Raw genomic sequence first — 23,392 nt, 5'->3', positions numbered from 1 at the left:
AATGGACCATACTCCTGGGCTGCTTGCTGCCTAGGGTCGACGTCATGACGACGCACACCGACGACGCCCCCGCGGAGTACGCCCCCGAGCGGCCCGCCCGCCTGGAGTGGGCCAAGCACGCGCCCGAGGTCTACAAGGCGATGGTCCGGCTGGAGACCGCCGCCCGTAAGGGGCTCGACCCCAAGCTGTACGAGCTGGTGAAGATCCGCGCCTCCCAGATCAACCACTGCGCGTTCTGCATCGACATGCACACCAAGGACGCCCTCGCCTCGGGTGAGACTGTCGAGCGGATCGTGCAGCTCGGCGCGTGGGAGGAGTCGCGGCACTTCTACACCGCGAAGGAGATCGCGGCGCTGGAGCTGACGGAGGCCGTGACGGTGCTGACCGACGGCTTCGTGCCGGACGAGGTCTACGAGCGGGCCGCGCTCCACTTCGACGAGGCCGAGCTGGCGCAGGTCGTCGCCGCGATCACGGTGATCAACGCCTGGAACCGGTTCGGGGTGACCTGCCGCATGGTCCCCGGCCACTACCAGCCGGGCCGGTACACGTAGCGCCCCGGCGCACGAGGGGCCACCCGGTCCGCCTCCGGGCCGGGGCCCCGGCGGCGGACCGCCCGCGCACCGCGGGGGTCAGCCGCCGGGCTCCCGGCACGGACAGGCTCAGGACAGCCACTTCCTCCAGGTGGACTCGTGGCGGTCCACCCACTTCTTCGCCGCGTCCTCGGGGGACAGCTTCTGCTCGGCGATCATCAGGGAGACCTCGTTCTGGTCCTCCGTGGTCCACCTGAACTTCTTCAGGAAGGCCGCCGCCTCGCCGCCCTTCTTCGCGAAGTCCGCGTTGAGGTACTTCTGCAGCGGGGTGTGCGGGTAGGCGCAGGCGACCTTCTCCGGGTCGGCGTCGCAGCCCTCCTCGTACGGCGGCAGCTTCACCTCGGTCATGGGGACCTTCTCGAAGAGCCACTGCGGGGAGTACCAGTACGTCAGGAAGGGCTTCTTCTCCTTGGCGAACTGCTTGATCTGGGTGATTTGCGCGGCCTCGGACCCGGCGAACACCACCTGGTAGTCCAGCTTCAGGTTCTTCACCAGCGCCTTGTCGTTGGTGACGTAGGACGGCGAACCGTCCATCAGCTGGCCCTTGTCGCCGCTCTCGGGGGTGCGGAAGAGGTCGGCGTACTTGTTCAGGTTCTTCCAGTTCGTGATGTCGGGGTGCTTCTCGGCGAGGTACGTCGGGACGTACCAGCCGATGTGACCGGTGACGCCGAGTTCGCCGCCGGGCGCGATCGTCTTCTTGTCCTCGACGTAGCGCTGCTCCTGCTCGGGGTGGCCCCAGTCCTCCAGGAGCGCGTCGACGCGGCCCTGGCTGAGGGCGTCCCAGGCGGGCACCTCGTCGACCTGGACGGTGTCGACGCGGTAGCCCAGCTCGTGCTCCAGGAGGTACTGGGCGACGGCCACGTTGGACTGGGCGCCCACCCAGGACTGCACGGACAGGGTCACCGTCTTCGCGCCCTGCGCGTTGGCGAAGGGCGAGGCCTGCTTGGTCATGTCGGCGGCGCCGCAGCCGGTGAGCAGGGCCAGGGAGCTCACCGCGGCGATCGCGGCAGTGGTACGGACGCGCATGTCAGGCTCCCTTCCTCGCGCGGCGTTCGGTGGGCTGGGTCACCCGGTCGAGCATCAGGCCGAGGCAGACGATCGCGCCGCCCGCCACCAGACCGGTGGCCAGGTCGCCCTGGGCGAGGCCGAAGACGACGTCGTAGCCGAGGGCACCGCCGCCCACCAGGCCGCCGATGACGACGACGGCGAGGACCAGGACGAGGCCCTGGTTGACGGCGAGCAGCAACGCCGGCCGGGCCAGCGGAAGCTGCACCTGCCGCAGCTGCTGCCAGCCGGTCGCGCCGAGCGAGCCGGACGCCTCCAGCGCGGCCGGGTCGACCTGGCGCAGGCCCTGGGTGGTGATGCGGACGACGGCCGGCAGCGCGTAGACGATCGCGGCGGCGACGGCCGGGGCGCGGCCGACGCCGAACAGGGCGACGACCGGGATGAGGTACACGAACTGCGGCATCGTCTGGAACACGTCCAGCACGGGGCGCAGGGCCCGCTCCAGGCGGTCGCTGCGGGCCGCGGCGATGCCCACGGCGAAGCCGACGACGAGGGTGACGGCGACGGCCGCGAGGACCTGCGAGAGGGTGTCGAGGGAGGGCTTCCACACGCCGAGGACACCGATGGCGGCCATGGCGAGGACGGCGGTCAGGGCGGTGCGCCAGGTGCCGATCACCCAGGCCAGGGCGGCCACCGCCAGCAGGACCGCCCACCAGGGCAGCCATTGCAGGCCGTCACGCATCGGGTCCAGGACCCAGGTGGTGAAGTGGCCCGCCCAGTCGGCGGTGCCGCCGATGACGGGGACGCCGGAGTACAGGTGCGCGGTCATCCAGTCGACGGCCCGGTTGACGGGCTCGGCGATGCCGACGACCCACGCGTCGGGCCAGTCGAGGCGGCCCGCGAGCCGCCCGGCGACCGCCACGGCGACGACACCGGCGAGGGCGTGGAGCCGGCGGCGCCCGCCGTGCGGGCCGGGTTCGGCGCCGAGCCTCTCCCCCGCCGCGCCGGTGACGCGGTCCAGGACGACGGCCAGCAGCACGATCGGGATGCCGGCGGCGAGCGCGGCACCGACGTCGACCGAGGCCAGGGCCTGGTAGACGCGGTCACCGAGACCGCCGGCGCCGATGACGGCCGCGATGACGGCCATGGACAGCGCCATCATGATCGTCTGGTTGACGCCGAGGAGGAGTTCCTTGCGGGCCAGCGGGAGGCGCGCGGTCAGCAGGCGCTGGCGGGCGGTGGCGCCGAGCGACTCGACGGCCTCCAGCACCTCCTTGTCGGCGCCGCGCAGGCCCAGCGAGGTCAGCCGGGCCATGGGCGGGGCGGCGTAGACGACGGTGGCCAGGACGGCCGCCGGGACGCCGATGCCGAAGACGAGGACGACGGGCAGCAGGTAGGCGAAGGCGGGCAGCACCTGCATGGTGTCCAGGACCGGGCGCAGGACGCGCTCCATCCGGTCGGACAGCCCGGCGGCGAGCCCGAGCAGCGCGCCCACCGCGATCGAGGCGAGGACCGCGACGACCATCAGCGCGAGCGTCTGCATGGTCGGCACCCACATGCCGAGCAGTCCGCAGGCGAGGAAGGCGACGGCCGTGCCGAGCGCCAGCCGCACACCGGCGACCCGCCAGGCGACCAGGGCCCCCAGGGCCGTGACCCCCGCCCAGCCGACGGCGAGGAGGGCGAGGTAGACCGCGCGGACGGCGATGACGACGACGTTGCTGACGTGGCCGAAGAAGTACAGGAACAGCGGGTGGCTGTCGCGGTTGTCGATGATCCAGTCGCTGGCCTTGGCGAGCGGCTCGGACAGGTCGACGGTCAGTGCGCCCGGCCAGCTGCCGCTCGCCCAGCGGGCGTCGGCGAGCGGCACGAGGACGGCGGCGGCGACCGCGAGCAGGACGAGCTTGTGCACGGTCCGGTTCTTCAGCAGCCCGGGCAGCCCCGGGCGCGGCGGGTTGGCGGTGAGCGTGGCCATCACACCGCCTCCCCGGGCTGCTCCGTCCCCGGTGGAGCGGGCCGCTCCGTGCCGGCGACGACACCGAGGAGCGTGTCGGAGTCGACCACGCCGACGCAGCGGCCCTGGTCCACGACACGGGCCGGTGCACCGGCGCGGGCGACCGCCTCGATCGCCTCGGAGACCGTCGCCTCGGGCCGCAGCGCGGGGCCGCTGCCGTCCTGGCCGGCCGTGGGGCGGCGCATCGCGGTGCGCACGGTCATGACCTGCTCGCGCGGCACGTCGCGGACGAACTCGCGGACGTAGTCGTCGGCGGGCGCGCCCACGATCTCCTCGGGGGTGCCGAGCTGCACGACCCGGCCGTCGCGCATCAGCGCGATGCGGTCGCCGAGCTTGAGGGCCTCCTGGAGGTCGTGGGTGATGAAGACCATCGTGCGGCCCTCCTCGTGGTGCAGCCGGACCACCTCCTCCTGCATCTCGCGCCGGATCAGCGGGTCGAGGGCGCTGAACGGCTCGTCGAACAGCAGGACCTCGGGGTCGACGGCGAGGGCGCGGGCCAGGCCCACGCGCTGCCGCTGGCCGCCGGACAGCTGGCCGGGGCGGCGGTGCTCCATGCCCTCCAGGCCGACCTTGGCGACGACCTCGGCGGCCCGCTCGCGCCGCTCGGCCTTGCCGACGCCCTGGATCTCCAGGCCGTAGGCGACGTTGTCGAGGACCGTGCGGTGGGGCAGCAGGCCGAAGTGCTGGAAGACCATCGCGGCCCGGTGGCGGCGCAGCTCGCGCAGCCGGGAGCGGTCCATGGCGCGCACGTCCTCGCCGTCGATGGCGATGGTGCCGGCCGTGGGCTCGATCAGCCGGGTCAGGCAGCGCACCAGGGTGGACTTGCCGGAGCCGGACAGGCCCATGACGACGAAGACCTCGCCCTTGCGCACGTCGAACCCGACGTCCCGGACGGCGGCGGTGCAGCCGGTGCGCGCGCGCAGCTCGGCCGGGTCGAGGGCGGCCAGTTCGGGGTCGGCGGGGACGCGCTCGGCCTTGGGGCCGAACACCTTCCACAGGCCCTCCACCGAGAAGACGGGCGTGGTGTCCATGGTCTGCTCCGTGGGGGGTTCGAGGGTCGCGGTCATCGGGAACCACCACCGATCAGCTCGGCGGCCTTCTCCCCGACCATGAGCACGCCGATCATCGGGTTGACGGTGGTCATGGTCGGGAAGACGGAGGCGTCCGCGATGCGCAGGCCCTCCACGCCGCGCACGCGCAGCTCGGGGTCGACCACGGCGAGCGGGTCGTCGGCGGCGCCCATCCGGCAGGTGCCGGCGGGGTGGTAGACGGTGTGGGCGACCTTGCGGGCGTACTCGCTCAGCTCCTCGTCGCCGGTGACGTCCGGGCCGGGGGCCACCTCGCGCTTGAGCCAGCCGGCCAGCGGCTCGGTCCTGGCTATCTCCCGGGCGATCCGGATGCCGTCGACGAGGGTGCGGCCGTCGTAGTCGTCCTCGTCGGTGAAGTAGCGGAAGTCCAGGGCGGGCTTGACCTCGGGGTCGGCGCTGGTGAGGTACAGCCGGCCCCGGCTCCTGGGCTTGGGGATGTTCGGGGTCATCGACACGCCGAACTCCGGCCGCCGGTAGCCCAGTCGCTCCGGGTTGTCCGTGAACGGGATCTGGTAGAAGTGGAACATCAGGTCCGGGTGCGGCAGTTCGGGGTCGCGCCGGACGAACAGGCCCGCGTCGGAGTCCATCGCGGAGTTCTCCGGGATGGGGCCGTTCGTCTCCCAGACGATGACCGACTCGGGGTGGTCGAGCAGGTTCTCGCCGACGCCCGGCAGGTCGTGCGTGACGGGGATGCCGAGCTTGTCCAGGTCGGCCTTGGGGCCGATGCCGGAGTGCATCAGCAGCCGCGGCGAGTCGACGGCGCCGGCGCAGAGCAGGACCTCGTTGCGCGCCTTGACGAAGATCTCCTCACCGTCCTTGGTGCGCACGTGCACGCCCTCGGCGCGGTCGCCGTCGAGCTGCAGCTTGTACGCCCAGGTCTCCAGCAGGATCGTCAGGTTGGGCCGCTCGTCCATCACCGGGTGCAGGTACGCCACGGACGCCGAGGACCGCTTGTTGTCCTCGGGGTGGTAGGCGAGGTCGAAGAAGCCGACGCCCTCGGTGAAGGGCTTCTTGTTGAAGCCCTCGACGCGGGGCACGCCGAGCGCCTCCTGGGCCGCGTCGACGAAGTCGCGGGCGATGGCGTTCCGGTCCTTCTCGTCGACGGGGACGATGTTGTTGAGCAGCCGGGCGAAGTACGCCTCCATCTGCACCGCGCCCCAGCCCTCGGCTCCGGCGGCCTCCCACTCGTCCCAGTCGGCGGGCAGCGGCTTGAAGGCGATCAGGGTGTTGTGGGAGGAGCAGCCGCCGAGGACCCGGGCCCGGCTGTGCCGGATGTGCGAGTTGCCGCGGGGCTGTTCGGTGGTCGGGTAGTCGTAGTCCAGTTCGCCGCCCAGCAGGCCCATCCAGCGGCGCAGGGTCAGGACGTCCTCGCGGCCGACGTCGCTGGGGCCGCCCTCGATGACGGCGACGGTGACGTCGGGGTTCTCGGTGAGACGGGAGGCGATCACGGAACCTGCTGTTCCGCCGCCTATGACGACGTAGTCGAATGCGTGGGTGTGGTCGGACATGAAGGTGGTACTCCAGGAGAGCCGGGACGAGTGGGTTCGTCGGGGGACGGGGGGACGAGCCGTGGAGCCGTCTTTCAGGGGCTGTCCGTCGGGGACGGCCGCTCGGGGGCGGCCGTCCGCCGTGCTGCCGGTCGTGGGGGCACCGGCGGTGCGGGCGGGGGCCGTCGGGGCGTCGGGCCGTTCGGGCCGGCCGGCGGGGGCGCCGCGGTGGGGCGCCGGTCCGCTCAGCCCGCGAACCAGCGCACCGGCTTGGGTGCGAGGTTCTGGTAGACGTGCTTGGTCTCTCGGTACTCGGCGAGCCCGGCCGGGCCCAGTTCGCGGCCGACGCCGCTCTTGCCGAAGCCGCCCCACTCCGCCTGCGGCAGATAGGGGTGGAAGTCGTTGATCCAGACGGTGCCGTGGCGCAGCCGGCCGGCGACGCGACGGGCGCGGCCGGGGTCGGCGGTCCAGACGCCGCCCGCGAGGCCGTACTCGGTGTCGTTGGCCAGGGCGACGGCCTCGTCCTCGGTGCGGAAGGTCTCGACGGTGAGGACCGGTCCGAAGACCTCCTCGCGCACGACGCGCATCTCGCGGTGGCAGTGGTCGAGGACGGTCGGCTCGTAGAAGTAGCCGTTCGCGGGACGCTCGGGGGACGGTTCGGGGCGCTTGCCGCCGCAGCGCACCACCGCGCCCTCCTCGACGGCGGAGGCGACGTACGCCTCGACCTTGGCGCGCTGCTGCTCGGAGACGAGCGGGCCGCACTCGACGCCGTCCTCGGTGCCGCGGCCGAGGCGGATCCTCCCGGCGCGGCGGGCGAGTTCGGCCACGAACCGCTCCCGCACGGACTCCTCGACGATGAGGCGGGCGCCGGCCGAGCAGACCTGGCCGCTGTGGATGAAGGCGGCGTTGAGGGCTTGGTCGACGGCGGTGTCGAAGCCCTCCTCGGTGGCGCAGGCGTCGGCGAAGACGACGTTGGGGTTCTTGCCGCCGAGTTCGAGGGCGACCTTCTTCACGGTGGGCGCGGCCGCCTGGGCGACCTTGGTGCCGCTGAGCAGCCCGCCGGTGAAGGAGACCAGATCGACGTCGGGGTGCTCGGACAGGCGCGCGCCGACCGAATGGCCGGGCCCGGTCACGAGGTTGGCGACCCCGGCGGGCAGTCCGGCCTCGACGAGCAGGTCGATCAGCGCGACGGTGGTCATCGGCGTGATCTCGCTGGGCTTCACGACGAACGTGTTGCCCGCGGCGAGCGCGGGGGCGATCTTCCAGCTGGCCTGCAGGAGCGGGTAGTTCCAGGGCGTGATCATCGCGCAGACGCCGACCGGCTCGTGCACGACGACGCTGTGGATGTCCGGCGACCCGGCGTCCACGACCCGGCCCGGGGACTCGCCCGCCACCAGGTCGGCGAAGTACCGGAAGGCGTCGGCGACGCAGTCGATGTCGACGCGGCCCTCCTCGACGGTCTTGCCCGCGTCCTGGGCCTCCAGCCGGCCGAGCTTCTCGCGGTCCCGCACGAGGAGGTCGGCGACGCGGCGCAGCAGCGCGGCGCGCTCGGAGACGGGGGTGTGCGGCCATGTGCCCTCGTCGAACGCCTGCCGGGCCGCGGCGACGGCCAGGTCGGTGTCCTTCTCGTCCCCCTCCGCGACGAGGGCGAAGGGCACGGCGTCCGCGGGGTCGATGATCTCGCGCGTGGCTCCGGAGAGGGCCGCTCGCCACTCTCCTCCCGCATGGATGGTTTCGCGCGCCTGAAGTTCGGTACTTTCCGCCATGATCGCTCTTCGCCTTCCGTTCCTGATCAGCGCCCCGGTGGCACACACGTGCCACTGAGGGACCGAGGTCGCCTGCCCGACTCCCCCGATTGCATGCGCCTGGGTGACCGAAAGTGCGCTGCCTCACGGGAAATGCGGACAAGGAAGGACAAAAGCCGCGTAGTTCAGAGACGGCTCCGTGGGTTCACGCCCGGGTGCCGAACGTCTCGCGGATCGGCCGGAAAGCGGATCGGCCGGAAAGATGCGGAAACACGCGGGCCCCGCACCGGAGGAACCGGTGCGGGGCCCGTGCACGGAAGCGGCCGGCTCCGCGCGGGAGCCGAGGCGTCAGATGAGGCCGAGACCGCGGACCGCGTCGCGCTCCTCCTCGAGCTCCTTGACGGAGGCGTCGATGCGGGCGCGGGAGAACTCGTTGATGTCCAGGCCCTGGACGATCTCGTACGCGCCGTCCTTGCAGGTGACGGGGAAGGAGGAGATCAGGCCCTCCGGGACGCCGTAGGAGCCGTCCGACGGGATGCCCATGGAGACCCAGTCGCCCTCGGCGGTGCCGTTGACCCACGAGTACACGTGGTCGATGGCGGCGTTGGCGGCGGAGGCGGCCGAGGAGGCGCCGCGGGCCTCGATGATGGCGGCACCGCGCTTGGCGACGGTCGGGATGAAGTCCTCGGCCAGCCACTTCTCGTCGTTGACGACCTCGGCGGCGTTCTTGCCGGCGACCGTGGCGTGGAAGATGTCCGGGTACTGCGTGGCGGAGTGGTTGCCCCAGATCGTCAGCTTCCTGATCTCGGAGACCGGGGTGCCCGTCTTCTTCGACAGCTGCGTCAGGGCGCGGTTGTGGTCCAGGCGGGTCATGGCCGTGAACCGCTCGGCCGGGACGTCCGGCGCGGCGGCCTGGGCGATGAGGGCGTTGGTGTTGGCCGGGTTGCCGACCACGAGGACCTTGATGTCGTCCGCGGCGTGGGCGTTGATGGCCTGGCCCTGCGGCTTGAAGATGCCGCCGTTGGCCTCCAGCAGGTCACCGCGCTCCATGCCCTTGGTGCGGGGGCGGGCGCCGACGAGCAGACCGACGTTGGCACCGTCGAAGGCGACGTTCGGGTCGTCGGTGATCTCGATGCCCTGCAGGAGCGGGAACGCGCAGTCGTCCAGCTCCATGGCCGTGCCCTCGGCCGCCTTCAGCGCCGGCGTGATCTCGAGGAGGCGCAGCTTCACCGGCACGTCCGCGCCGAGCAGCTGACCGGAGGCGATGCGGAAGAGCAGGGCGTAACCGATCTGGCCGGCCGCGCCGGTGACGGTGACGTTCACGGGAGTGCGGGTCATGGCGTTCTCCGTAGGACAGCTGGCGGTTGGGGCGGGGTCCCTGCCCCGGACATGTGATCGATCTCTTGGCGTCAAGAGATCGACCAGCGGTCAGGCTATCGCGCCTCCGGGATCCCGGGCCGCCGGGTCGGTGTGGCCCGGCCCACAACCCCTCCTCCGGCCCGCACGGAAGGCGGCCGCCCGTCCGGGAGAGAGGGACGAGGGCGGCCGCCGGAGGGGGTACCGACCGTGCCGGACTCCCGTGGGGGTACGGTCCGCCTGCCCCGTTCCGCCCGGACCATGCCTCCCCCCAGGTGCATTTCCGGTCACATTCCGGACCGGGTCCGGGGAGTCCGCGCGTCTACTTCGTGCAGCCCTCGCCACCGGCCGCCAGGGTCGTGCACGCCGTGGCCTCGGCGGCGCTCTTCACGGCCACCATCGGGGTGTAGGCGACGGTGTCGCCGGCCTCGGTGATGCTGCCGGACTGCTTCGCCTTGCCCGCGCTGATCCGCACCTCGTCGCCCGGCGCGGCTCCCGTGATCCGGCCCCAGGCCGCCTTGCAGGTCTCGCTGTAGCGGACCTCCACGACGGTCGTGCCGACGGTCGCGGTCGTGGCCGTGGTGACCCGCTCGCCGCTACAGCCCATGTTCTCGGCGTCCTTGCCGGTGCAGTCGGCCCCGCCGCACTTCACGCCGGGCGGCAGTTCGGCCTTGTCCGTCACGGTCGGCGACGGCGAGGCACCGCCCTTCCGGGCATCGTCGCCGCCTCCGCCCCCGCTGAGGTGGAAGGCGCCGGCGATCACCACGAGCACGCCGACGGCGGCCGCGACGAAGGTGGCGGTCCGGCGCTTGGCGGCGGCCGGGGCGGCGCCGGCGGTCCCGGCCCCGGAGGGCACGGCGTCCCGCGGAGGCTCACCGGCGTGCGCACCGGCGCTCGAGGGGCGTGAGGCGTCACCGGTCGACCCGGAGGGGCCAGTGGGGCCGGTGGGGCCGGTGGGGCCGGAGGGACCGGACGACGGCCCCGAAGGGCTCGCGGAGCCCGAGCCGGGTCTGCTGCCGGAACCGGACGGGCGGCCCGTCGGGGACGGCCCCTTGTACCCGGCGAGCCCCCACGAGTTGACGTCGCCCGCCCCGCTGCGGCCGCCGCTCTCGCGCAGCCCGCTGCCGGTGGAGTCCTGCACCTCGGGCGCGGTGGGCTGCGCCGGCACGCTCGGGGCGACCCCGGCGGGGCCCGCGATGCCCGGCGTGACCGTGGTGCTGCCCCCGCGGGCGGGCCGGCTGCCCGGGGAGGCGGCCCGGCCGCCGCCGGCCGCGCGCGCGGCGTCGCCGAAGTCCTGCCCGCCGAACTCCCCCAGCGCGGCGCGCGCCTGGGAGATCCGTATGGCCTCCATCGTCATGTCGTGCCGCATCTCCGAGCGGCTCCAGGCGCGCTCGGCCAGCTCCCACATGGTGGTCAGGTGCAGCGGATTGGTGCCGGTGACCTCGGCCAGGGCGACGATCGCGCCCTTCGGCGCGAGCAGCCGGCCGTTCAGGTAACGCTCCCAGGACGTCTTGCTGTAGCCCGTGCGGTCCGCGACCGACGCGATGCTCAGACCGCTGCGGTCCACGAGCCTGCGCAGCTGGCTGGTGAACTCCCTGATCTGCGGATCGAGCTCATCGGGCAAGGCCTTCCAACGAGGCATTGCGTCCCCCCTCTTCCCCCCGGTCGTGCTGATATGTCCCGCGCTCCGCGCGCCCCCGCGCGCGGCGGCCCTGGCCGAGTCCCGGTGTGGCTACCCACTGGGATGCGCCCACGCAGGATCTCAGTTCCCGGGCCGAGGGCGCACAGAAGCGTGGAGACCGCGTAGGGAAAAGACGCCGAGCCGTCCTGATTGTCCACGCCGGAGCCGGTGTCGCACCACTTCGTGCAGTTTCGGAAGCCGGACGTACCGGAACGGTCACTTCCGTGCCACAGCGCTCTGACAGGCGTTGAACAGGCCGTTCGCCGTGCAGGAGATTGTTCGTGGCGGCGGCCCGTCCTTCCTCGGGGGAGAGGACGGGCCGCCGCTCCCGTCACTCGCTGGTGACGGTGAAGTGCAGGGTGTCCTTCAGGAACGGGATCTGCAGCAGCGGATTCGGCTGGGCCATCAGCGCCAGCAGGACGATCACCGCACCCAGCACGCCGTAGGTGGCGATGTCCGTGAAGCGGGAGCGGACCGCGAGCATGCCGACGTCGGGCAGCAGCCAGCGCAGCAGACCGCCGCCCAGCAGCGCGACACCGATCAGCAGGGTCCCGATCCGGAACTGGTCGAACGCGGTCACGAGCAGTCCGGCCCCGGCCAGGCCGAGGACGGCGAGCAGCGGCCACTGCCGGGCCGGCGCGGGCGCGTCCCCGGGCGCCGCCCGGCCACCGCCCTCGGGCCGTGCGGTGTCCTTGGTGAACAGCGGGAACCGCCGGGTGACCCGTCGCGGCCGGCCCTCGGCGTCGGGCGCGCTGACGGGGTCGCGGACGGTGATCTCCTCCGCCGCGTCCTGCTCGCCGGCGGCCCGGTGCTCAGCCGACACTGCGCTCCGCCGCCTCGACCACGTTCACGAGCAGCTGGGCGCGGGTCATCGGGCCGACCCCGCCGGGGTTCGGGGAGATGAAGCCGGCCACCTCGGCCACGTCGGGGTGGACGTCGCCCACGATCTTGCCCTCGGCGCTGCGCGAGACACCGACGTCGAGGACGGCCGCGCCCGGCTTGACGTCCTCGGCGCGGATCAGGTGGGCGGAACCGGCGGCGGCGACGATGATGTCCGCGCGCCTGAGGTGGGCCGACAGGTCGCGCGTGCCGGTGTGGCACTGGGTCACCGTGGCGTTCTCGCTGCGGCGGGTCAGCAGCAGCGGCATCGGACGGCCGATGGTGACGCCGCGTCCGACGACCACGACCTCGGCGCCCTTGATCTCCACCCCGTACCGGCGCAGCAGGGTCAGCACGCCGTTCGGCGTGCAGGGCAGCGGCGCCGGCTCGTTGAGGACGAGCCGCCCGAGGTTCATCGGGTGCAGGCCGTCGGCGTCCTTGTCCGGGTCCATGAGTTCGAGGATGCGGTTCTCGTCGATGCCGCGGGGCAGCGGCAGTTGCACGATGTACCCGGTGCAGGCCGGGTCCTCGTTCAGCTCGCGCACGACCGCCTCGATCTCCTCCTGCGTGGCGGTGGCGGGCAACTCGCGCTGGATGGAGGCGATGCCGACCTGGGCGCAGTCGCGGTGCTTGCCGGCGACGTACTTCTGGCTGCCGGGGTCGTCCCCGACGAGGATCGTGCCGAGGCCGGGCGTGACGCCCTTCTCCTTCAGCGCCGCCACGCGGGCGGTCAGATCGGACTTGATCGCGGCTGCGGTGGCCTTGCCATCGAGAATCTGGGCGGTCATGCCCCCATCCTCGCGGATGACCCGCCCGCGGTTCCAATCCGCCCGCGATCCGGGCACGGGGGGCCCTTCCCGCCGTTTCCGCCCATGATCGGCGATGTTGCACTTGCACAACACATCGGGAACGCGGCTGGACAAGCCCGTCCGCGGTGCAGAACGATGAGCCGACAAGTGCTGCGGGCAGCTCAACGGGGGGACGGTCGCATCTGCAGAACTTTCCTCCGTGCGGGATGTCGCGCGCGTCCCCGCACTCGAAGACCAACGGAGGAAAGTCCGCCATGAGCTACGGCGACCCGAACAACCCCTACGGCGCCCCCCAGGGGCAGCAGCCGCAGCAGCCCGGCTACGGCTACCCGCAGCAGCAGGGACAGGCGCCCGGCTACGGCTACCCGCAGGCCCCTCCGGTCTCCCCCTACGGCGCCCCCGTCGCCCCCACCACGATGCCGGGTTCGGTCGGCGCGGCCCGCGTGATGCTGTGGGTGATCGTCGGTCTGCAGGTCCTCGGTGTGGCGCTCTTCGCCTTCTCCGCCGTCGCGCTCAACGCCGCGAAGAACGACGAGTCCCTCAAGGACAACACCGCCTTCCAGGACCTCGTCGGTGACTCCACCGGCCTGATCTGGGGCTACGTGGTGTTCGGCCTGGCGTGGCTGGTGTTCGCGGCCGTGCTGGCGACGAAGTTCAAGAACGGCGGCAACGGCGCCCGCGTCACGATCCTGGTCTTCGCCATCATCACCGCGGTCCTGGGCATCTACCCGTTCGTCATCGTCGGCCTGGTGCACACGATCCTGGCCGTCCTCGTCGCGGTGTTCGTCGGCAACGCGGCGGGCAAGGCCTGGTTCAACCGCCCCCGCTACTAGGCGGACCCGGTCGACCGGACCGCCGCACGCCGATCACACCAAGGGCCGTGCCCCACCCGTCCGAGGGGGGCACGGCCCTGGTGCGTCGTGACTCAGTGGAAGAAGTGCCGCGTGCCGGTGAAGTACATCGTCACGCCCGCCTTCCGCGCGGCCTCGACGACCAGTTCGTCGCGGACCGAACCGCCGGGCTGCACCACGGCCTTCACGCCCGCCCCGGTGAGGATCTCCAGACCGTCGGGGAAGGGGAAGAAGGCGTCGGAGGCGGCGTAGGCACCCGCCGCGCGCTCGGCGCCCGCCCGCTCGACGGCCAGCTTCGCGGAGTCGACGCGGTTGACCTGCCCCATGCCGACGCCGACCGAGGCGCCGTCCTTGGCGAGCAGGATCGCGTTGGACTTCACCGCGCGGCAGGCCTTCCAGGCGAAGGCCAGCTCGGCGAGCTCCGCCTCGCCCAGCGCCTCGCCGGTCGCCAGCGTCCAGTGCGCCGGGTCGTCGCCGTCGGCCTGGAGCCGGTCGGTGACCTGGAGCAGCGCGCCGCCGTCGATCGGCTTGACCTCGACGGGGGCCGAGGGACCGTCGGGGCAGCGCAGCACGCGGATGTTCTTCTTCTTGGTGAGGGCCTCCAGGGCGCCGTCCTCGTAGTCCGGCGCGACGATGACCTCGGTGAAGATCTCCGCGACCTGCTCGGCCATCTCCTTGCTGACCGGGCGGTTGACCGCGATCACTCCGCCGAACGCCGACAGCGGGTCGCAGGCGTGGGCCTTGCGGTGCGCCTCGGCGACGTCCGCGCCGATCGCGATCCCGCAGGGGTTGGCGTGCTTGATGATCGCCACGCACGGCTCGGCGTGGTCGTACGCGGCACGGCGGGCGGCGTCCGTGTCCGTGTAGTTGTTGTACGACATCTCCTTGCCGTGCAGCTGCTCGGCCTGGGCGAGGCCGCCCGTGCCCGAGACGTACAGCGCGGCCGGCTGGTGCGGGTTCTCGCCGTAGCGCAGGGTGTGCTCGCGCTCCCAGGTGGCGCCGAGGAAGTCGGGGAACTGCGACTCGTCGACCGGCGCGTAGGAGGAGGCGAACCAGGAGGCGACGGCCACGTCGTAGGCGGCCGTGTGCTGGAACGCCTCGGCGGCGAGCCGCTTGCGGGTGGCGAGGTCGAAGCCGCCGTTCTGCACGGCGGACAGGACGTCGGCGTAGCGGGCCGGGCTGGTGACGACCGCGACCGAGGGGTGGTTCTTGGCGGCGGCGCGGACCATCGAGGGGCCGCCGATGTCGATCTGCTCCACGCACTCGTCGGGGGAGGCGCCGGAGGCAACCGTCTCGCGGAACGGGTAGAGGTTCACCACGACGAGGTCGAACGGCTCGACGCCCAGCTCGGCGAGCTGCTCGCGGTGGCTGTCCAGACGCAGGTCGGCGAGGATGCCGGCGTGCACGCGCGGGTGCAGCGTCTTCACACGGCCGTCCAGGCACTCGGGGAAGCCGGTGAGCTCCTCGACCTTGGTGACGGGGACGCCGGCAGCGGCGATCTTCGCGGCGGTGGAGCCGGTGGAGACGAGCTCGACCCCGGTCTCGTGGAGCCCGCGCGCGAGGTCCTCCAGACCGGTCTTGTCGTAGACGCTGACGAGCGCCCGGCGAAGGGGCCGCTTGTTGCTCTCGGCGGTCACTGGATAACTACCTTTCGTCCCTCAATGCGATAGCCGTTGCGGGCGAGCCGCCCCACGACCTCGACGAGCAGCCTTCGCTCGACTTCCTTGATGCGCTCGTGCAGAGCGCTCTCGTCGTCCTCGTCCCGGACCTCGACCACGCCCTGGGCGATGATCGGGCCGGTGTCGACGCCGTCGTCGACGAAGTGGACGGTGCAGCCGGTGACCCTGGCGCCGTACGCGAGCGCGTCCCGTACGCCGTGGGCCCCCGGGAAACTGGGCAGCAGGGCGGGGTGGGTGTTGACGAACCGCCCGCCGAACCGGGCGAGGAACTCCTTGCCGACGATCTTCATGAACCCGGCGGAGACGACGAGGTCGGGCTCGAAGGCGGCGACGGCCTCGGCGAGCGCGGCGTCCCACTCCTCGCGGCTGCCGTGGTCCTTGACGCGGCACACGAAGGTCGGCAGCCCGGCGCGCTCGGCGCGGGCCAGTCCCTCGATGCCCGGGCGGTCGGCGCCGACGGCGACGATCTCGGCCCCGTACTCCTGCGCGCCGGTGGCGGCGATCTCGTCGAGCAGCGCCTGGAGGTTGGTGCCTGATCCGGAGACCAGCACGACGAGGCGCTTGGCGCGCGGGGCCACGGGCTTGGCGGCCACGGTGGGGGCCTTTCTCGGGGGAGCGTCTGTCCGGGCGGCCGTCCCGGCGTCCGTGCGCTGCGTGGCGTTGGTGCATTCCTACGAATGCTTCGCGCCCCCGGATACGGGGAAGCCTACGAACCGGCCGACCGCCAGCAACGATACCGGCACTCCGGACGGCCCCCACGGGACGGGGGCCCGGCCGGGAGGTAGCGTCTGGGCGGAGCCGGTCCGGGAACGCCTTCCGGACGCGGCGCGTTCAGGAGGTGACGGGCCCGGTTCCGTCACCGCCCCAGTCCTGTCCACCGATGCCCCCTCACCAACGGGAAGACGCTCACCTTGATGCCGGACCGCAGCCTGCGACTCCACACGTTCCCCCAGCTGTCACCACAGGGAGGGGAGCGCGGCGCCGTGCTGCTGCGGGAGCGCCCCAGCTCTCCTCCCGACGCCCCGTCCGGCGGAGAGGGCCGTGACGGCCGGGACGGCCGGCGCCGCGGCAACGACGAGGACAACCCCTTCGCCCCGCCACCCGAGGGCACCCCCGACCGCCCCTGGCAGCCCCGGCACCCCTCCGGTGACGACTCCCGGGACGGCGGGGAGCGCGACCGCTCGCCGTGGGGCGGCCGGTGGAGCGACCGGCAGCCCGGCCGCTCCCCCGGCGGCTTCGGTGAGCGCCCGCGCGGCCCCGAGGGTCAGGGCGGCGGCCCCCAGGGCGGCGGTCCGGCCATGCGCTGGGACCCGACGGACCCCGCCCAGCGCCGGGCACGGTACTCCCTGCTGTCGGGCATGTGGGCCTTCTTCTTCGCGCTGTTCAGCTGGGAGTACGTGGCGCTGCTGCTGGGCGCGCTCGCCCTGTACTGGGCGATCAGCTCGCTGCGCGCCAAGCCCCGCCCGGCCGACCCGGACGCCCCGGCGGCCCCGGAGAAGCAGCAGAGCCGTCCGCCGACGACGGCGGCGGTGAGCGGCCTGGTCACCGCGTCCCTGGCGATCGCCCTGGTCGCCGCGTCCTTCGCGGCCCAGCTGGTCTACCGCGACTACTACACGTGCACGAACGACGCCCTGACCAACGAGGCGAAGCAGAGCTGCTCGAAGCTTCTGCCGGAGGAGCTGCGGGGCCTGTTCGGCACGGAGGGCTGACGCTCCGGTCTGGCCGTCTCCGGTCGTTCACCGTCCCGGTGGTCCCGGTCGCCGAGCGTCCGGGCCGCCCCGACGGCCCCGGTCTCTCGCCGTCCCGGTCGACGCGTCAGCCCTGGTCCGGCCAGGAGCGACGGCCGGGTGGGGGTGCCGCCTCGGTGGCGTCCGCGGCATTCCGGGTGTTCGAGGCGCCCGAGGTCCCCGAGGTGTCCGAGGTGTCCGAGGTGTCCGAGGTGTCCGAGGCTTCGGTGGCAGCGGTACCGGCGGGACGGCCAGTCCTCGTGCTGCCGTGACCGGCTTCGCCGAAGGGCTTCGGTGTCCGGTCCGCCGGCAGCGGGTCGAAGCCGAAGTCCGGGTCCCGCGGCAGGAAGTCGTACCGCTCGTGGTCCGGGTCGTGCGGGTCGTCCGGCTCGAAGCCGAGGTCGTCGTCCTGGTCGCCGAGGCCGAAGAGGGCGTCGTGGCCGTCAGGGGCGCGGGACGTGTCGGCTCCGGACTCCGCCGACCGCGGCGGTGGCGCCGGGGCGGCCCCCGCTTCCGCCGGGTCGGCACTTCCGGCGACACCGGCGACACCGGCGACACCGGCCGGACCGGCGACACCCGTGCGCGTGAAGCGGCGGCCCGGTCGGTACTTCCCCGGGCGGTGCGATCCGGGCACCTCCCGCTGCCTGCCGATGCCCGGCCGTCCCTGCGCCGAGGGCGTGCGGTTGCGCACCGAACGCGCCACCAGTGCCGCCAGCACGGCCGGCAGCACCAGCCACGCCAGGGCCGCCGCTCCCACCTGCCACCACACCGGCCCGAACCGCGCCAGGACGGCCGCGCCGAGCGGCCCGCCGGCGAGCGCGGCGAGCCCGGCCAGCAGCGCCGCGCACAGCACCGCCCCCAGGGCCGCGGCACGGGCGGTCCGCGCGGCGGGCCACGCGCGGGGAGCGCCGTCACCGCCCGGCCGCCTGCCGTCCTGTTCGGAGACGGCCGGGCCCTTCGTGCTCCTCGGCTGCGAAGAGACCGCGGGCGTGGGCGGCGGCGACGAAGAGGTCGCGCCTCCGGCGGCTGTCCAGCCGATCACCACACCGGCGGCGGCCGGCACCGCTCCGGCCGCCCAGTGCAGCAGCGTGCCCTGCCCCGCCTCCGGTACCGCCGCCAGCAGCGGGAAGGGAGGCAGGAGCGGGGCCGGCGCGGAGACGAGAGGGCTCACGGCCTGGCCCGCGCCGAGCGCGAAACCGGGGCCGAGCGCGTAGGCCGCTCCCCACACCGCCGCGTTGGGCAGCAGGGCCACGCACAGCAGCAGGACCGCGAACCGGCCCGACCAGCCCTCGGTCAGCCGGAGCAGCGACCCCTGGGCGCTCGCCCCGTGCCAGGCCAGTGACGCCAGGAGCAGCAGGGCACCGCCGCCGAGCAGGACCGCCAGTCCGGCACCGGCGGCCCGGGTGGCGACGCCCGGGCGGCCGTCCGGGCCGAGCAGCAGCGGCCGTACGGCCCGCGGCAGCACACGCAGCAGCCGTCGCAGGGGCCCGCCGGGACGGCCGTACGCCGACCAGACGCCCGCTCCGGACCCGGCGACGGCGACCAGCGGGACGCACACCGCGGCCCACACCCAGGACGGACGCAGGGAGCCGCCCGCCGCGTACAGGGCCGCAGGCACGGCGACGGCGAGGTAGCCGAGGACGGCTCCCGCCCACGCCGTGCGGGCGGGCACCAGCGGCGGTCCCTCGTCCTCGTCGGCGTAGGGGGCGTAGGCGGCGCGGCCGGTGCTGCCGTCGTTCCCGGTGCCCGCTCCGCCGAACGCGGCGTCCCGTCCGGCGCGGTGCAGCAGCCACACGGGCAGCGCGAGCAGCAGCAGCGGGGTGACGCCCATGGGGGCCGCGGCGCCGGTAAGGGTGTCCGTGCGGACCAGCTCGGCGCCGTGGGCCAGCAGCCACAGGGCCGCCGCGACGTGCAGCGCCCCGCCCGGACCGCTGTCGGGGTACGGCGAGGTGATCCACAGCAGCATCACCAGGACGGCGAACGCGGCGAGACCCAGCCCCGCCGCGACGGCGCCGTCGACGAGACCACCGCCCAGTCCGGGTGAACGGTCCCGCAGCCGGGTGAGCAGGGGCGACGAGGGACGTCGGCGGGCTGTCATCTCGATCACGACGGCCATGCTCCCAACGACACGCGCTTTCCCGTCGTAACAGGCGAACCATCGCTGTGTCGCTCAATATACGTTTATGTACTTTTTCGGCCGGAGGGGCGTCCTGTGACCCGGAGCCCTGACATCCCGCTTCCACCGCCCAAGGAGCGCCGACGCCTGCGGGAGAGCGCCTCGCTGACGCGCGCTCAGCTGGCTGCACAGGTGGGCGTCACCAGCGACACGGTGCGCGGATGGGAGACCGGCCGCTCGGCGCCGCGCGGCCGCAAAGGGGAGAAGTACGCGAGCCTGCTCAAGTCACTCGGCGACGAGCCGGTGGTGACACCTGCTCAGGACGAGCCCGGTGTGCGGGAAGCCGGTGTGCGGGAAGGTGCGGCGGGTGGCGAGGCGTCGGCCGACGTGGTGGCCGACGTGGCGGCCGACGCGGTGAAGAGCGAAGAGGCCGGCGCTGTGAGGGAGGGGTCGGGCCGGGCCGCGATCGACGCGTTGCCGCGCGCGTCCGCGACGGACGCCCCCGGTGCCGGTGCGTCTCCGGACCAGTGCCCGGCCGACGCGCCCCCCGCGAGCACGGCCACGGGGGCGGCGGCGGCCTCACCGTCCGGTGCGGCCACGCACGCGTCCACCAGTGCCGCCACAGGTCCGGTCGCGTCCGACGCGTCCGACGCGTCCCGCACGGTCACCACGGAGCGGAAGCGGGCGGCCGGGGGCGACCGGGGCCGGTTCCCCTTCACGCGACGGCGACGGGGCGCGGCCGCTCCCGACCGGTCCCGCGGCCCCGTCCCCGAACGCCCGCACACCCCCGCACCCGACCGGGGCCACACACCCGGCACGGACCACGACCACGCGTCCGCCCGCGACCACGGCCACGCCCATGCCCGTGCCCATGCCCCTCACCATGCCCCCGCCCGCGATCACGCTCCGGTGCGGGACTACGGGCCCCGCACCGGGCGGGACGGGGAGCGCCCGGCCGTCCGGGGCCATGGGCACGGGCCCGGTCAGCACCGGCGGCCTGCCGCCGTCACCGACGGAGACCGGCCAGCGGCTCCGGACGGTCACCGTGCCGCCGTTCCCGACCGGGACCGGCCGCCCCTGCTGGAGCGAGGGCCCGCCCACACCCGTACCGCCGTGCCCCGCCGACCGGACGGCGCGGCCGGCGCGCTGACCCCCGCCGAGTCCTTCGACGCGCTGTACGCCTTCTGCGCGCCCGCACTCGTCCGGCAGACCTATCTGCTCACCGGCCGCCGGGACCTCGCCCGGGAGTCGGTCGAGCGGGCGTTCCAGCAGGCCTGGCAGCGCTGGCCCGAGGTGGCCCGGGACCCCGACCCGGCGGGCTGGGTGCGCTCGGCGGCGTACGAGTGGGCGCTCTCGCCCTGGCACCGGCTGCGGCCCCGCCACCGCCACCCCGAACCGCCGCCCTCCGACGCCCTCGACCGGACGCTGATGGACACCCTGCTGCACCTGCCGCCGGCCTACCGCCGCGCCCTGGTGCTGTACGACGGGGTCGGCCTGGGGCTGCCCGAGACTGCGGCGGAGACGGAGGCGAGCACCCGCGCGACGGTGAACCGGCTGGCACACGCGCGCGAGGCCGTCGCGGAGCGGCTGCCGGAACTGGCCGACCCGGAGGTGCTGCACTGGCGGCTGGTGGAACTGGCCTCCACCGAACGGCTGCGGGCCGCCAAACCGCCCGTCGTGCGGCACGCCGGGGAACGCCAGGCCCGTTTCTGGACCCGGGCCGCCATCGCCTTCACGGTCGCCCTCATCGGCAGTACGGCCCTCACCCTCCACACGGCCCCGAGGCGGTACGAGCCGCCCGTACCGCCCGGGGAGACGGTCCAGGGCGTGCCGCCCCCGGTCGCGCCCGGGCCGCTGTCGGAGTCGGAGCGCGAGCTGCGCGCGAAGCTGCGCAAGCAACCGCAGAAGGGCCCGGAACGGCTGCTGCCGCAACCACGGTGACGCGTGACACGTGACAGTCACCGAGCACACAGACGACGGTGGGCCCGCCCCTGTGCGGGGGCGGGCCCACCGTCGTCTGCGACGGACGGCCTGCGCGGCCGGTCCTCACGGACCGGCCCGGCCGTCCGCGCTCACGCGGACGCTGTGCGTTCCGTTCAGCCGGCGAGGATCTCGCGCGCCAGCTTGGCGGTCTCGGTCGGCGTCTTGCCGACCTTGACGCCGGCGGCCTCGAGGGCCTCCTTCTTCGCGGCGGCCGTGCCGGAGGAACCGGAGACGATGGCGCCGGCGTGGCCCATGGTCTTGCCCTCGGGCGCGGTGAAGCCCGCGACGTAGCCGACGACCGGCTTCTTCACGTTCTCCTTGATGAAGGCCGCGGCCCGCTCCTCGGCGTCGCCGCCGATCTCACCGATCATGACGATCAGGTCGGTGTCGGGGTCGGCCTCGAACGCGGCGAGCGCGTCGATGTGGGTGGTGCCGATGACCGGGTCGCCACCGATGCCGACGGCGGAGGAGAAGCCGATGTCCCGCAGCTCGTACATCATCTGGTACGTCAGCGTGCCGGACTTCGAGACCAGGCCGATGCGGCCCGGCTTGGTGATGTCGCCCGGGATGATGCCGGCGTTGGACTGGCCCGGGGTGATGAGACCGGGGCAGTTCGGGCCGATGATCCGGGTCTTGTTGCCCTTGGACACGGCGTAGGCGTAGAACGCGGCCGAGTCGTGGACGGCGATGCCCTCGGTGATGACGACCGCGAGCGGGATCTCGGCGTCGATGGCCTCGACGACGGCGGCCTTGGCGAAGGCCGGCGGGACGAAGAGGACGGACACGTTGGCGCCCGTCTTCTCGATCGCCTCGGCGACGGTGCCGAAGACCGGGATCTCGGTGCCGTCGACGTCGACGGTCGTGCCGGCCTTGCGCGGGTTCACGCCACCGACGATGTTCGTGCCGTCGGCCAGCATGAGCTTGGTGTGCTTCATGCCCGTGGCACCGGTCATGCCCTGGACGATGACCTTGCTGTCCTTGTTGAGGAAGATAGCCATGGCTGTGTAGTCCCTCGTCCCTTACTTCGCAGCAGCCGCGAGCTCGGCGGCCTTGTCGGCCGCGCCGTCCATGGTGTCCACGCGCTGGACCAGCGGGTGGTTGGCGTCGGAGAGGATCTTGCGACCCAGCTCGGCGTTGTTGCCGTCCAGACGGACGACGAGCGGCTTGGTGACGTCCTCGCCCTTGTCCTTGAGCAGCTGCAGCGCCTGGACGATGCCGTTGGCGACCTCGTCGCAGGCGGTGATGCCGCCGAAGACGTTGACGAACACGGACTTGACGTCCGGGTCGCCGAGGATGATCTCCAGGCCGTTCGCCATGACGGCGGCGGAGGCGCCACCACCGATGTCGAGGAAGTTGGCGGGCTTGACGCCACCGTGCGCCTCACCGGCGTACGCGACGACGTCCAGGGTGCTCATGACGAGACCCGCGCCGTTGCCGATGATGCCGACCTCGCCGTCGAGCTTGACGTAGTTGAGGTTCTTGGCCTTGGCGGCGGCCTCGAGCGGGTTGGCCGCGTCCTTGTCCTGGAGGGCCTCGTGCTCCGGCTGGCGGAACTCGGCGTTCTCGTCCAGGGAGACCTTGCCGTCCAGGGCGATGACGTCGCCGGAGGCGACCTTGGCCAGCGGGTTGACCTCGACCAGGAGGGCGTCCTCCTTGATGAAGGTGTCCCACAGCTTGACCAGGACGTTGACGACCTTGTCGGCGACCTCGGCCGGGAACTTGGCGGCCGCGACGATCTCGCGGGCCTTCTCCTCGGTCACGCCCTCGTTGGCGTCGATCGGCGTCTTGGCGACGGCCTCGGGGCGGGTGGCCGCCACCTCCTCGATCTCCATGCCGCCCTCGACGGAGGCGATGGAGAGGAAGGTGCGGTTGGCACGGTCCAGGAGGAAGGAGACGTAGTACTCCTCCACGATCTCCGGGGCCGTCTCGGCGATCATCACCTTGTGGACCGTGTGGCCCTTGATGTCCATGCCGAGGATGTTGGTCGCGTGCTCGACCGCCTCGTCGGGCGTGGCGGCGAGCTTCACGCCACCGGCCTTGCCACGGCCGCCGACCTTCACCTGGGCCTTGACGACGGACTTGCCACCGAGGCGCTCGGTGGCTGCGCGGGCCGCCTCAGGCGTGTCGATGACTTCACCGGCCAGCACCGGTACATCGTGCTTGGCGAAGAGGTCCCTCGCCTGGTACTCGAACAGGTCCACGCGCTTCCGTCCCTATCAGTGATCTCGCGGTTCGTTGTCTGCGTGGGCGTGCCGCGAGGGCAACGTGACGTCCGCTGTCTGTCACAAGGGAGGCGCACACGGTGTCCGAGCGCGCGGCATGTCCGTCTCGCAGGTTATCGCTGCTTCCGGGGGGCCTCTAAATCGAGGGTCACACCTGAGCGGT

The 23,392-nt window shown here is 73.1% G+C and carries 18 protein-coding genes; 4 read left to right on the top strand and 14 right to left on the bottom strand.

Annotated elements, in window-relative coordinates; genetic code table 11:
* Window positions 1–44 precede the first annotated feature (44 nt).
* Window positions 45–551, top strand: a complete 507-nt coding sequence (locus tag ACFYWG_RS17060) for a carboxymuconolactone decarboxylase family protein (protein ID WP_389201994.1) — start codon at window positions 45–47, stop codon at window positions 549–551.
* A 108-nt stretch (window positions 552–659) separates the two neighbouring features.
* Here the strand turns inward: ACFYWG_RS17060 and ACFYWG_RS17055 are convergent, their stop codons facing one another.
* The 9 genes from ACFYWG_RS17055 to ACFYWG_RS17015 form a co-directional block, all read right to left on the bottom strand.
* On the bottom strand, window positions 660–1,616 hold the full coding sequence (locus ACFYWG_RS17055; RefSeq protein ID WP_383502788.1) for an ABC transporter substrate-binding protein: 957 nt from the start codon (window positions 1,614–1,616) through the stop codon (window positions 660–662).
* A gap of 1 nt (window position 1,617) precedes the next feature.
* Window positions 1,618–3,567, bottom strand: coding sequence for an ABC transporter permease (locus ACFYWG_RS17050; protein ID WP_376331749.1), 1,950 nt, complete (start codon window positions 3,565–3,567; stop codon window positions 1,618–1,620).
* On the bottom strand, window positions 3,567–4,673 hold the full coding sequence (locus ACFYWG_RS17045; protein ID WP_383502792.1) for a glycine betaine/L-proline ABC transporter ATP-binding protein: 1,107 nt from the start codon (window positions 4,671–4,673) through the stop codon (window positions 3,567–3,569). Before ACFYWG_RS17045 ends, ACFYWG_RS17050 begins: the two co-directional genes overlap by 1 nt.
* Window positions 4,670–6,202, bottom strand: a complete 1,533-nt coding sequence (locus ACFYWG_RS17040) for a GMC family oxidoreductase (RefSeq protein WP_376331746.1) — start codon at window positions 6,200–6,202, stop codon at window positions 4,670–4,672. Before ACFYWG_RS17040 ends, ACFYWG_RS17045 begins: the two co-directional genes overlap by 4 nt.
* Window positions 6,203–6,426: 224 nt before the next feature.
* Entirely contained in the window at window positions 6,427–7,947 is a 1,521-nt protein-coding gene (locus tag ACFYWG_RS17035) for an aldehyde dehydrogenase family protein (protein WP_389201990.1), read from the bottom strand.
* Between the two features lie 327 nt (window positions 7,948–8,274).
* Window positions 8,275–9,264, bottom strand: a complete 990-nt coding sequence (locus ACFYWG_RS17030) for a malate dehydrogenase (RefSeq protein ID WP_376331742.1) — start codon at window positions 9,262–9,264, stop codon at window positions 8,275–8,277.
* Between the two features lie 340 nt (window positions 9,265–9,604).
* Entirely contained in the window at window positions 9,605–10,906 is a 1,302-nt protein-coding gene (locus ACFYWG_RS17025; RefSeq protein ID WP_389201988.1) for a DUF2690 domain-containing protein, read from the bottom strand.
* Between the two features lie 388 nt (window positions 10,907–11,294).
* A complete protein-coding gene (locus tag ACFYWG_RS17020) occupies window positions 11,295–11,786 on the bottom strand; it encodes a DUF3017 domain-containing protein (protein ID WP_383502803.1) in 492 nt (163 codons plus the stop codon).
* Window positions 11,776–12,630: a bifunctional methylenetetrahydrofolate dehydrogenase/methenyltetrahydrofolate cyclohydrolase gene (locus tag ACFYWG_RS17015; protein ID WP_369196058.1), complete on the bottom strand. Its 855-nt coding sequence runs from the start codon at window positions 12,628–12,630 to the stop codon at window positions 11,776–11,778. Before ACFYWG_RS17015 ends, ACFYWG_RS17020 begins: the two co-directional genes overlap by 11 nt.
* Window positions 12,631–12,905: 275 nt before the next feature.
* Here ACFYWG_RS17015 and ACFYWG_RS17010 point away from each other — a divergent pair, with 275 nt between their 5' ends.
* Window positions 12,906–13,484, top strand: coding sequence for a hypothetical protein (locus ACFYWG_RS17010; RefSeq protein WP_383502806.1), 579 nt, complete (start codon window positions 12,906–12,908; stop codon window positions 13,482–13,484).
* Window positions 13,485–13,576: 92 nt separating this feature from the next.
* Here ACFYWG_RS17010 and purH read toward each other — a convergent pair whose 3' ends face one another.
* Window positions 13,577–15,139, bottom strand: coding sequence for a bifunctional phosphoribosylaminoimidazolecarboxamide formyltransferase/IMP cyclohydrolase (gene purH, locus ACFYWG_RS17005; protein WP_389201985.1), 1,563 nt, complete (start codon window positions 15,137–15,139; stop codon window positions 13,577–13,579).
* Complete coding sequence (gene purN / locus ACFYWG_RS17000; RefSeq protein WP_383502812.1) at window positions 15,136–15,774, bottom strand: phosphoribosylglycinamide formyltransferase; 639 nt, start codon at window positions 15,772–15,774, stop codon at window positions 15,136–15,138. The genes purH and purN overlap by 4 nt, the downstream gene beginning before the upstream one ends.
* Before the next feature lie 321 nt (window positions 15,775–16,095).
* On the opposite strand from purN, the gene ACFYWG_RS16995 reads away from it, so the two are divergent.
* Window positions 16,096–16,890 (top strand): hypothetical protein, encoded by a 795-nt coding sequence (locus ACFYWG_RS16995; RefSeq protein ID WP_389201983.1) that lies wholly within the window; start codon window positions 16,096–16,098, stop codon window positions 16,888–16,890.
* 106 nt (window positions 16,891–16,996) lie between these two features.
* On the opposite strand, the gene ACFYWG_RS16990 is transcribed toward ACFYWG_RS16995, so the two are convergent.
* A complete protein-coding gene (locus ACFYWG_RS16990; RefSeq protein ID WP_389201981.1) occupies window positions 16,997–19,024 on the bottom strand; it encodes a DUF6350 family protein in 2,028 nt (675 codons plus the stop codon).
* 96 nt (window positions 19,025–19,120) lie between these two features.
* On the opposite strand from ACFYWG_RS16990, the gene ACFYWG_RS16985 reads away from it, so the two are divergent.
* Window positions 19,121–20,965, top strand: coding sequence for a helix-turn-helix domain-containing protein (locus ACFYWG_RS16985; protein WP_389201979.1), 1,845 nt, complete (start codon window positions 19,121–19,123; stop codon window positions 20,963–20,965).
* Between the two features lie 155 nt (window positions 20,966–21,120).
* On the opposite strand, the gene sucD is transcribed toward ACFYWG_RS16985, so the two are convergent.
* Together sucD and sucC are read right to left on the bottom strand one after the other, a co-directional pair.
* Window positions 21,121–22,005, bottom strand: a complete 885-nt coding sequence (sucD, locus tag ACFYWG_RS16980) for a succinate--CoA ligase subunit alpha (protein ID WP_094054536.1) — start codon at window positions 22,003–22,005, stop codon at window positions 21,121–21,123.
* A 21-nt stretch (window positions 22,006–22,026) separates the two neighbouring features.
* On the bottom strand, window positions 22,027–23,208 hold the full coding sequence (gene sucC, locus ACFYWG_RS16975) for an ADP-forming succinate--CoA ligase subunit beta (RefSeq protein ID WP_383511857.1): 1,182 nt from the start codon (window positions 23,206–23,208) through the stop codon (window positions 22,027–22,029).
* Window positions 23,209–23,392: the final 184 nt, after the last annotated feature.

It is taken from the genome of Streptomyces sp. NPDC003456, assembly GCF_042878735.1.
In the GTDB taxonomy this organism is placed as follows: Bacteria; Actinomycetota; Actinomycetes; order Streptomycetales; family Streptomycetaceae; genus Streptomyces.
This window is presented reverse-complemented; position numbering and strand designations above follow the sequence as displayed.

Excerpts from the sequence above, each read along its gene's own strand:
- ACFYWG_RS17055 (WP_383502788.1), bottom strand. The coding sequence starts at position 1,616 with ATGCGCGTCCGTACCACTGCCGCGATCGCCGCGGTGAGCTCCCTGGCC.
- ACFYWG_RS16990 (WP_389201981.1), bottom strand. The coding sequence starts at position 19,024 with ATGGCCGTCGTGATCGAGATGACAGCCCGCCGACGTCCCTCGTCGCCC.
- ACFYWG_RS17010 (WP_383502806.1), top strand. The coding sequence starts at position 12,906 with ATGAGCTACGGCGACCCGAACAACCCCTACGGCGCCCCCCAGGGGCAG.
- sucD (WP_094054536.1), bottom strand. The coding sequence starts at position 22,005 with ATGGCTATCTTCCTCAACAAGGACAGCAAGGTCATCGTCCAGGGCATG.
- ACFYWG_RS17050 (WP_376331749.1), bottom strand. The coding sequence starts at position 3,567 with ATGGCCACGCTCACCGCCAACCCGCCGCGCCCGGGGCTGCCCGGGCTG.
- ACFYWG_RS17035 (WP_389201990.1), bottom strand. The coding sequence starts at position 7,947 with ATGGCGGAAAGTACCGAACTTCAGGCGCGCGAAACCATCCATGCGGGA.
- ACFYWG_RS17030 (WP_376331742.1), bottom strand. The coding sequence starts at position 9,264 with ATGACCCGCACTCCCGTGAACGTCACCGTCACCGGCGCGGCCGGCCAG.
- ACFYWG_RS16995 (WP_389201983.1), top strand. The coding sequence starts at position 16,096 with ATGCCGGACCGCAGCCTGCGACTCCACACGTTCCCCCAGCTGTCACCA.
- ACFYWG_RS17015 (WP_369196058.1), bottom strand. The coding sequence starts at position 12,630 with ATGACCGCCCAGATTCTCGATGGCAAGGCCACCGCAGCCGCGATCAAG.
- ACFYWG_RS17045 (WP_383502792.1), bottom strand. The coding sequence starts at position 4,673 with ATGACCGCGACCCTCGAACCCCCCACGGAGCAGACCATGGACACCACG.
- ACFYWG_RS17040 (WP_376331746.1), bottom strand. The coding sequence starts at position 6,202 with ATGTCCGACCACACCCACGCATTCGACTACGTCGTCATAGGCGGCGGA.
- ACFYWG_RS17060 (WP_389201994.1), top strand. The coding sequence starts at position 45 with ATGACGACGCACACCGACGACGCCCCCGCGGAGTACGCCCCCGAGCGG.